This is a genomic window from Micromonospora sp. 15K316, assembly GCF_004348525.1.
In the GTDB taxonomy this organism is placed as follows: Bacteria; Actinomycetota; Actinomycetes; order Mycobacteriales; family Micromonosporaceae; genus Micromonospora.
Window position 1 is genome coordinate 1 of the sequence record NZ_SMKG01000223.1, and the last position, 9,597, is coordinate 9,597.

Annotated in this window: 7 protein-coding genes and 1 rRNA gene; 2 read left to right on the top strand and 6 right to left on the bottom strand. The window is 71.5% G+C overall.

The window, feature by feature from the left end:
• Positions 1–9 precede the first annotated feature (9 nt).
• Positions 10–990 (bottom strand): DMT family transporter, encoded by a 981-nt coding sequence (locus E1211_RS27080; RefSeq protein ID WP_132352226.1) that lies wholly within the window; start codon positions 988–990, stop codon positions 10–12.
• A gap of 157 nt (positions 991–1,147) precedes the next feature.
• Here E1211_RS27080 and E1211_RS27085 point away from each other — a divergent pair, with 157 nt between their 5' ends.
• The gene (locus E1211_RS27085; RefSeq protein WP_132352228.1) at positions 1,148–2,818 is read left to right on the top strand and encodes a DUF885 domain-containing protein; all 1,671 of its coding nucleotides are present in this window, start codon (positions 1,148–1,150) and stop codon (positions 2,816–2,818) included.
• Between the two features lie 61 nt (positions 2,819–2,879).
• On the opposite strand, the gene E1211_RS27090 is transcribed toward E1211_RS27085, so the two are convergent.
• From E1211_RS27090 to nudC, 3 genes are all read right to left on the bottom strand, one after another.
• Positions 2,880–4,481 carry a DUF6114 domain-containing protein gene (locus E1211_RS27090; RefSeq protein WP_132352230.1) on the bottom strand — a complete coding sequence of 534 codons (1,602 nt, stop codon included), beginning with the start codon at positions 4,479–4,481 and terminating at the stop codon, positions 2,880–2,882.
• Between the two features lie 80 nt (positions 4,482–4,561).
• Positions 4,562–5,122, bottom strand: a complete 561-nt coding sequence (locus E1211_RS27095; protein WP_132352236.1) for a DUF6230 family protein — start codon at positions 5,120–5,122, stop codon at positions 4,562–4,564.
• A 434-nt stretch (positions 5,123–5,556) separates the two neighbouring features.
• Positions 5,557–6,480: an NAD(+) diphosphatase gene (gene nudC / locus E1211_RS27100; protein WP_243709714.1), complete on the bottom strand. Its 924-nt coding sequence runs from the start codon at positions 6,478–6,480 to the stop codon at positions 5,557–5,559.
• A 323-nt stretch (positions 6,481–6,803) separates the two neighbouring features.
• Between nudC and E1211_RS27105 the strand changes: the two genes are divergently transcribed.
• Entirely contained in the window at positions 6,804–8,603 is a 1,800-nt protein-coding gene (locus E1211_RS27105) for a VanW family protein (RefSeq protein WP_132352232.1), read from the top strand.
• A gap of 87 nt (positions 8,604–8,690) precedes the next feature.
• Here the strand turns inward: E1211_RS27105 and E1211_RS27110 are convergent, their stop codons facing one another.
• Together E1211_RS27110 and rrf are read right to left on the bottom strand one after the other, a co-directional pair.
• Positions 8,691–9,443, bottom strand: a complete 753-nt coding sequence (locus E1211_RS27110; RefSeq protein WP_371686206.1) for an NADPH-dependent F420 reductase — start codon at positions 9,441–9,443, stop codon at positions 8,691–8,693.
• Between the two features lie 30 nt (positions 9,444–9,473).
• Positions 9,474–9,590: ribosomal RNA gene (rrf, locus tag E1211_RS27115) — 5S ribosomal RNA — on the bottom strand.
• Positions 9,591–9,597: the final 7 nt, after the last annotated feature.

The window sequence follows — 9,597 nt, forward strand, 5'->3', positions numbered from 1 at the left end:
GTGGGTGGGTCAGCGGCGGGTCGCCGGTTCGGCGGCCGGCACGGCGGGCACGCCGACGCCGACCGTCGCCCGCCGGCGCCGGCCGATCAGGCCCTGCGACACGGCGACGCCGAACAGCACGACCAGCGCGCCAACGGGCTGGTGCCAGTTCATTCGCTCGCCGAGGGCCAGGGCGCCGATCAGCACCGCGAAGACCGGGATCAGGTAGGTCACGGTGGAGGCCGTGCTCGCCCCGGCGACCCGGATGTTGCGCATGTTGATGACGAAGGCGAGGCCGGTGCCGAGCGCACCGAGCGCCAGCACGCTGGCCACCACACGCGGCGCCAGCTCGGTCGGCAGCGGGGGCGCCCCGGCCACCAGCGGCGTGACGATCGCCAGCTGCACGGTGGCGAGCACCAGCTGCGCCGCGGAGAGCGAGAGGCCGGAGTGGGTGGTGCCCGCCACGAACCGCTTCTGGTAGGGGATGGCGACGCCGTAGCAGGCGGCCGCGCCGAAGCACATCAGCTGGCCGGCGAAGTGCGCGCCGCCGACGCCCTCCCAGACGCCGAGCACCACGAGCACGCCGGCGAAGCCGAGGGCGAGACCGACCGCGCGGCGCGTGGTGAGCCGCTCGGTGCGGAAAACCAGCACCGCCAGCGGCAGGACGATCAGCGGCGTCGTCGCGTTCCAGATGCCCGCGAGCATCGACTCGACCCGCTGCTCGCCGTAGCCGAAGAGGGTGAACGGGACGGACACGCCGAAGGCGGCGACCACGAAGAGGTGCGCCCAGACGCGCGGCTCCCGGGGCAGCCGGTCGCGCAGCACGGCGAGCACGACGAGCAGGGTGAGGGCTCCGGTGACGACCCGGTAGAGGGTCAGCTGGAGCGGGTGGAGCTCCTCGACCCCGACCTTGATGAAGAGGAAGCTCGACCCCCAGATCGCGGCCAGGGCGAGGAAGCCGGGCAGCCAACTGCGGAGCGCCGGCCGGTCAGGAGTGAAGTGGTCCGTCACCCCTGACACTCTGCCGAAGGCGTACGACAATGTCGCGCTACTTTCGGACAACGTGTTCGAACTCCCTTCCCGATCGACGTCGATCCGCCGGACCTGCTGCCCTGAACTCGGCAAACGTGCTCGACAGCGGGCGGGACCGGTCACGTAGGGTCGCGGGGTGGGACGAATCGACGAACTCGCGAACCGCTACGTGGCCGAATGGGCGCCACTGAGCCCGACCGGGGCCACCTACGTCGGCATCGCCGGCTACGACGACAAGCTCGACGACCTGACGCCCGACGGGTACGCGGCCCGGGCCGACCTGACCCGCCGCACCCTGGCCGACCTTGACGTGACCGAGCCGGAGACCGAGGCGGAACGGACCGCCAAGGAGGCCATGCAGGAGCGGCTCGGTCTCGACCTCGCCCGGCACGAGGCGGGCGAGACGACCAGCGAGGTCAACGTGATCGCCAGCGGGCTGCACGACCTCCGCATGGTCTTCGACCTCATGCCCAGTGAGGGCGCGGACGCCCAGGCGAACATCGCGGCCCGGCTCAACGGCTTCGCGGCCGCTCTGGACGGCTACAAGACCACGCTGCGTGAGGCGGCCGCCGCCGGGCGCGTCAGCTCCCGGGTGCAGCTGGTCGAGGTGGCCAAGCAGTGCGACACCTGGGTCGACCCGAGCGGCGACAACTTCTTCCACGGTCTGGTCGAGCGGCTGGGCGCGGACGGCACGGTCGGCGCGGAGCTGCGCCGGGGCGCGGCGGCGGCCACCGCGGCGACCGCCGAGTTCGGCCAGTTCCTGCGCAGCGAGCTGGCCCCGAAGGGGCGGGACAAGCAGGCCGCCGGCCGGGAGCGCTACGAGCTGGCCTCGCAGTACTTCCTCGGCGCGAAGATCGACCTGGACGAGACGTACGCCTGGGGCTTCGCGGAGCTGGCCCGCCTGGAGAGCGAGATGCGGGCGGTGGCCGCGCGGATCGTCGGTCCGGGCGCGACAGTCGACGAGGCGGTGGCGAAGCTGGACGCCGACCCGGCGCGGACCATCCAGGGCAAGGAGGCGTTCCGCGACTGGATGCAGGCGCTCGCCGACAAGGCGATCAGCGAGTTGCACGGCACCCACTTCGACATTCCGGAGCAGGTACGCCGGATCGAGTGCTGCCTCGCCCCGACCAGCGACGGCGCCATCTACTACACCGGGCCGAGCGAGGACTTCTCCCGCCCGGGACGGATGTGGTGGGCGGTGCCGCAGGGCATCACCGACTTCTCCACCTGGCGGGAGGTGACCACGGTCTACCACGAGGGCGTGCCGGGTCACCACCTCCAGGTGGCGCAGACCGCCGTCCGGGCCGACCTGCTCAACCGCTGGCAGCGGCTGCTCTGCTGGGTCTCCGGGCACGGCGAGGGCTGGGCGCTCTACTCCGAGCGGCTGATGGACGAGCTGGGTTACCTGGAGGATCCGGGCGACAAGCTCGGCATGCTCGACGGGCAGGCGATGCGCGCCGCCCGCGTCATCGTCGACATCGGCATGCACCTGGAGCTGGAGATCCCCCGCGACAACCCGTTCGGATTCCACCCGGGTGAGCGGTGGACGCCGGAGCTGGGCTGGGAGTTCATGCGGGCGCACTGCCGGGTGCCGGACGAGAACCTGCGGTTCGAGTTGAACCGCTACCTGGGCTGGCCGGGGCAGGCGCCGTCGTACAAGGTGGGCGAGCGGATCTGGCTCCAGGCCCGGGACGAGGCGAAGGCCCGCAAGGGCGCCGACTTCGACCTCAAGGAGTTCCACCGGCAGGCGCTCGACCTGGGCGCGCTCGGGCTGGACCCGCTGCGCCGGGCGCTCGCCCGGCTCTGACCACCGCTGGTCATGGACGGGCCGGGGAGCCGCGGAAGCCGCTCCCCGGCCGTCGCCCGCGTCAGGCCAGGTCGATGTGCAGGGGGCCGCGGGTGTTCGCGGTCAGCGTGTCGCAGTCGATGTACGCCAGGTCGATCTCGACGTCGGTGAAGGTGATGGGCACCGGCGAGGTGACAGGTATCCCGTCCGGGAAGGGCAGGTCCGGGGTGAGCGTGACCTTCACGCCGGCGAGCCGGCCGACGTACCGGGTGGCGTAGAAGGCCACGTCGCCCCTCACGACCAGCTGCTCGGTGACGTACCGGACCGTCTTCCCCTGCGGGCCGCCCACCTTCAGGACGAAGTCGTTCGTGACGGCCTTCTCCATGGTGAACATGAGCGTCCTGAGCTTGCCGTCAGCGGTGTCCAGCTCGGCGATCCCCGCGAAGTGCAGGCCGGTCATGGTCTGCTTCGAACCGGTGAGCTTCCCGGGCTTGGCGGCGACGATCGGCACGTCCGAGTCGGTGCTGACCCGGGGCAGCGGCTTGCCGACCTGAACCGGCTTCGGCCTGCCCGGGGTCGGCTTCCCACACGTGTCCCGGGCCGGCTTGCCCGGCTTCGACGAGGTGCCCGGCCGTGGCTCGCCGCCACCGGGCGGCGTCGAGGTGGCCGCGGCGTCGCCACCGGGTCGCGTCGTGGTCGACGCGGGCGTCTCGTTGCCGTCGTCCGCGTCGTCCCCGGTGAGCAGGCCGGTGATCCCGTCGACGATGTCGGTCAGCAGGTTGCCGTCGTCGTCCGACGGCTCGTCCGGGGTGGGCGTGCCGCTCGACGCCGACGGGCTCGGCGAGTTCGGCGTGGTCGGCTTCGCTGTCGGTGTCGCGGTCACCGTCGGCCTCGGACATCCCGGGGCGGCGACCGCCGGCTCGACAGGCCGGAACCCGACCAGCCCGGCCGCGGCGGACACCGTCACGACGAGCAGGATCGCGTACGTCTTCGGATCCCGGTGCCGACCGTGGGCCGGTGGCTGCGGGTCGACGTCGGGCAGTTCCCGCGTGTCCTCCGTCCCGCTCCTCGCGGTCGGCTCGGCGGGCGCCGGCTCACGCAGCGGGTTACGCGGCGGTGGCGGCACGTCGGCGAGGACGCCGGTCGGCTCCTCGGCCCGCTGTCGCGGCATCAGCTCGTCCACGCGCGCGGCGTCGTCGCCGGCCGATTCCGCGCTCTCCTCCCCGGACTCCTCGTCGGCGCCCGTGGTTGCGGGCGGCTCCTCGGTCTTCCTCGGCGCCGGTGTTCTGCTCGGTACCCAGGCGAAGCCGAGCGCGCTGCCGACCATGCCGAGCAGCAGGCCGAGGAAGAAGCCGCCGAGGTTCACCCCGATCAGCGAGTAGACGGCGGTCACCGCCGTGACCACGGCGTAGAAGGTCCGCTGTGCCGGGCTGAACCAGAAGAGCAGTCCGCAGGTGAAGAGGATGGCGGGGATCAACCAGGTCAGGAAGCCGGTCGGCCCCATCTTGAAGACGAGGCCGTTGAGGCTCATCTGGGTACTGCCGAAGATCACCAGGCCGGCCAGCATGGTGAAGAGACCGCCCCAGAACGGCCGCTGCCGCCGCCAACGGCGGAATCCGCGCCACGCCCGGCCCGGCCAGCCGGACGGGCCGGTACGGGCTTCTTGCGACTCGGCGGTTGTCACGTGCTCCTCCTGGCGCTGCTGACGGGGTGGGACATGAGCGAGGCCCGTGGAGGGCGCCCTCCACGGGCCTCGGCGTCAGATCACTTGGGGTCGGGGAAGCACTCCTTGGCCTGTTCGCCCACGTTGACCTTGAGCTTCAGTCCGTTGAGGGTGAAGGTGCCGGCGCTGGTGGAGCGGGCCACCTGCCGGAGGTCCTTGATGACCACCTTGTCGGCGCTCTGCCCGAAGGACTTCGGCAGGGCGTGCTCGTTAAGGTCGGTCGCGTCACGGCCGATCTGGATGTTGGTGAAGGTGGCGTCGCCCTCGAGGGAGTCCATGTCGATCAGCAGGCCCTTGGCCGTCGCCGGCTTCCCACCGCCGCCGGCGTTGATGGTGAGCACGATCTTCAGGCCCGGAACGCTGGCGTTGACGGACTGGCAGAGGTCGTAGAGCTTGGCGTCGGCGATCTCGGACACCGCCACCGGGTGGATGGTGCCGTTCTTCTCCTTGGCCATCCCGCCGTACTGCTCGAAGCCCTCGCCGACCAGGCGCGACGCACCGACCTTGAAGGTCTGGCCGGACACGTCGAACGAGGCGGCGATGGCTCCGTTCGCCATGCCGAGGATGATGCCGCCGGCGACCGCGGTCGCCGGAACCATCATGGCGGCGAAGCGGCGCCACCGGGTACCGCCGTTGGGTTGGCGGTCTTCGGATTCACTCACGGGGTCCTCCTCGACGGGAATGTCGTCACGAGCCAGGGACGTGACTCGGACAGGGAGAGCAAGGCGCTGCGGGCCGTTGCCGACGGGCGGCGCAGTACGCGGATGGATGCTCTCGCGAAGCGACCTAGCTCACAAGACCCTTGCTACTGACCGGTAACCCGAGCGTGATAGGGAGTTCCCCGGGCCTCACGAAGCGTTGATGGCGCACCGCGTACCGCCGTGCGACAAAGAGCTCATATCTGGATCAGATGGTCGGCAAATTTCACGTGCGGTAGCCGAAGCCTATGCAAATCACAGTTCGGTAACGAACAGCTGTCAATGCGCTGGGGATACCGGCCTCCCCGCCGTACGGGTGGCCCGTGTGGACGTACGGGTCAGGCGGTCCGGCCGGTGGCGAGCCACGAACCGAGCAGATGACTGTCGATCGAGTCCACCCGGCCGAGCCACCCGGCGGCGGCCCGCATCTCCAGTTCGTCCCTCGTGAACCAGCACGCCTCGAGGAGTTCGACGCCGTCCACCTTGACCTCCACCGACGCGGCAGTGGCGCGGAAGGCGACCATCAGGCCGGCCGGGAACGGCCACGCCTGCGAACCCTGGTACGCGAGGTCGGTCACCTCGACGCCGACCTCCTCGGCCATCTCCCGGCGCACCGCGTCCTCCAGGCTCTCGCCCACCTCGACGAACCCGGCGAGAGTCGAGTACGACCCCTCCGCCGCGCCCGCGTGTCGGGCCAGCAGGCAGCGGTCGGCATCAGGGGACTGGACCAGCACGATCACCGCCGGCTCGATGCGCGGGAAGAGCAACCGACCGCACTCCGCCCCCGAGCACACCCGCACGTGCCCGCCGCCACCGGCCGTGGCGACGGCACCGCAACTCCCGCACCAGCGCTGCTGCCGGTGCCAGTAGAAGAGCCCCCGCGCGTACGCCTGCGCAGCCGCCTCCGCCGGGGCGAGGTGACCGGCCAGCTTCCGCACGTCCACCGTCGACACCGCACCGGTCAGCGCGAGCCCGTCCGCCTCCGAGTGCTCGCTGAGATCGGCGCCGAAGACCGCCACGCCCCCGTCGAGGCCGAGGAAGACCGTCTCGTCCGCGGCGGCGAGCACCCGCGCCGCGTCGACGCCGTTGAGCCGCACCGGAACGTTCTCGGCGGTCACCAGGCAACGGTCACGCCAGAGCGGCAGCACGACGCTGCGCTCGTCGGCCCGCAGCGCCGCCATCCGGTCGCCGTCGGCACGCAGCGCCCCCGCCCGATCGAGCCACCCGCCGCCGTACGCGAACACTCCGTCGTCGATCCGCACCCCGCCACGTTGCCACGTCCGGTCGGCCGTCACCAGGACCGCATGGTCGCCGGGCTGCTCCGCACCGGGGTGTCACCGTGGTCGGCCTGTCCGCGTCCGGGCGTGGCGAGGTGGACGCGGGCGCCGCTTCCGCCGGAACCAGGCCCGGAGCTCGTCGGAGATCCCGCGACGGGCGCCCGCGAAACGAGCGGAAACGCCCGACACGCCGGCGACACGCCGTGCAGAACGGGTCCGACGACGACTGCCCGCCCACCCGGACGTTGGTTACCGTAGGTGTCCGTTCGGGGAAGGCCCCCGGGGACACGGTCGCGATCGAGGTTGCTGTGACGCTGTACGGCGAGAAACGTCCACCCGCCGACGACCGTCCCACCGTCCAGGTCACCGCGGTCACCTGGCCCGTCGCGGAGTCCGAAGCGACCACGCCGCCCGCGCCGCGCCGCCGACCCCGGGTCCGGCTGCTGGTCACGGCCGGCACCGCCGCCGCCGTGCTCGCCGCGGCGGGGGGCGTCGGCGCCTACGCGTACGCCGGTGACGTTCCGCGCGGCACCACAGTGCTCGGAACGGAGCTGGGCGGTCGCACTCGCGCGGACGCCGCCCGGGAACTCCGGGCCGAGCTGGACCGGCGTGCCGCCGAGCTCGCCGAACCCCTCACCGTGCGGGTGGGGGAGCGGAGCTTCCAGATCGTGCCCGCCGAGGTCGGCCTGACGGTCGACGTGGCGGCGACCGTGGCGGCCGCGGCCGAGGCCCAGGCGCACCCGGTGAGCCGCCTGGTCGGCTCCCGGTCCGTGCAGCCCGTGGTGTCGGTCGACGTCGACCGGCTGCACGCCGCCCTGCAGAAGGTGGCCGGCGACCAGGGCCGGAAAATGACCATGCCGGCCATCACGTACGCCGGGACGACCCCGAAGGCGGTGCACCCGAAGCCCGGCCTGGCGCTCGACCCGCAGCGTTCCGCCGAGGCGGTCCGGGCCGGTTGGCTCGCCGGCGAGCCGGTGACCGTGCCGCTGGTGGAGTCGCACCCGGCCACCACCGCCGACGAGGTGGACCGGCTGGTGGCGGAGCTGGCCCGCCCGGCGGTCGCCGCACCGGTCACGCTCACCACCGACAAGGGCTCGCTGACCATCCCGCCGAAGGCGATCGCCAAGAGCCTGCGGTTCACGGCGGACCGGACCGGCGAGCTGACCGCGCGGGTCGACGTGAAGCGGCTGCGCGCCGCGCTCGGTGACGACCTGTCGTCCATCGAGGTGTCGCCGAGGGACGCCCGGATGGCCGTGACGGCCGGCCGACCGAAGGTGGTGGACCCGGGGCGGCCCGGTCGGCAGCTGGAGAGCGCCGGCCTCGCCCGGGACCTGCTCGCCGTCCTGCCGAAGGCGGACGGACGCGAGGTGACCGGGACGCTGGCGGCGGCGCAGCCGGAGCTGACGGCGGAGAAGCTGGGCGGCCTGGGCATCAAGGAGAAGGTCTCCTCGTTCACCACCCGGTTCACCGGCGGCCTGTCGTCGCCGCGCAGCCACAACATCGTCACCGTCGCCCGGGAGGTCGACGGCGCGGTCGTGCTGCCCGGTGAGACGTTCTCGCTGAACGGGCACACCGGCGAACGCGGTTACGCGCAGGGCTACCGGGACGCACCGATCATTCTCGACGGCAAGCTGGTGCCCGGTGTCGGCGGCGGCATCTCGCAGTTCACCACCACGATCTTCAACGCCACCTACTACGCGGGCCTGGAGGACGTCGAGCACAAGCCGCACTCGTACTGGTTCTCCCGGTACCCGGCGGTCATCGAGTCGACCATCTTCTGGCCGCACCTGGACTTCAAGTTCCGCAACAACACCGAGTACGGCCTGCTGATCGACACCTCGTACACGTCCAGCACGGTCACGGTGTCGATCTGGAGCACCAAGATCTACGACAGCGTCAAGACGGAGTACGGCCCGCGCCGCGACATCACCAGGCCGAAGACCATCTACCTGGAGCCGGGGCCCTCCTGCATCCCGAGCAGCGGCATCAACGGCTTCGCCCAGGACGCCTTCCGCGTCATCCGCAAGGACGGCAAGGTCGTCAAGCGGGAGAAGTTCAGCTGGCGTTACGACGCCGAGCCACGCTACATCTGCGGCCAGGAGCCCTGACGACCGCCGCTTCCCGGCGCCGTGTGGCCCGCTGCGGCAGGCCGTTCCAGGTCAGCCGTGGGACCGGTTCGCCGGGGCGTACCCGGTTCAGCGCCGCGCCTCGGCCAGCCCCTGCCGTACGCCGTCCGCATCCCGATCGGCCAGGTAGATCGGTGTGCCGGGCTGCTGTCGCCAGCTGTCGTCGAGGCCGCCGCCGTCGACCGGGTCGAACCCGATCGCGTCGACCAGGTCCATCACCACTCGCTTGGCGTCGGGGTCGTCGCCGGCCACCGGCAGGGCGATCCGGCCGGGGGTGCCGGGTGGGCTTCCGTTCTCCAGCAAGTGTTGGGCGGCGATGGTGTTGAACGCCTTGACCAGCCGCGCGGCGGGGAAGTGCTCGGCCGTCCATCGGCTGGAGGTGGTGCCGTTCATCAGCTCCGGGATGTCGCCGTCCCGGTCCGGGTAGTAGTTGTCGGCGTCGACCACGACCTTCCCGGCGAGGAGCTCACCCGGGAGGTCGGGGACGGCCATCAGCGGTACGGCGACCATCACCAGGTCGGAGTGTTGGATCGCTTCCTCGACCGTGCCGGTTTCCGCGCCGGTCTCGCCGCCCAGCGATCGCAGCGTCTGGGGGCCACGAGAGTTCGCGACGGTGACGTCGTGCCCCACCGCGGTCAGCCTGCGTGTCAGGTTGCCGCCGATGTGGCCGGAGCCGATGACGCCGATCTTCATGGCCGCTCCTTCGGTCGTCGAGACGAGTCCGCACTCGACGCTACCGACGGCGGGCCGGCGTTTCGGGAAATCAACGGACGACGTCCGTCCCGTGCCCGAAAATAGGGGCGGAAACGCGTTCAGGGCCACCCGGAACGGGTGACCCTGAACGGAAAGAATGTCCGGCGGTGTCCTACTCTCCCACACCCTCCCGAGTGCAGTACCATCGGCGCTGGAGGGCTTAGCTTCCGGGTTCGGAATGTAACCGGGCGTTTCCCCTCCGCCATGACCGCCGTAACTCTAT

Excerpts from the sequence above, each read along its gene's own strand:
- E1211_RS27095 (WP_132352236.1), bottom strand. The coding sequence starts at position 5,122 with ATGATGGTTCCGGCGACCGCGGTCGCCGGCGGCATCATCCTCGGCATG.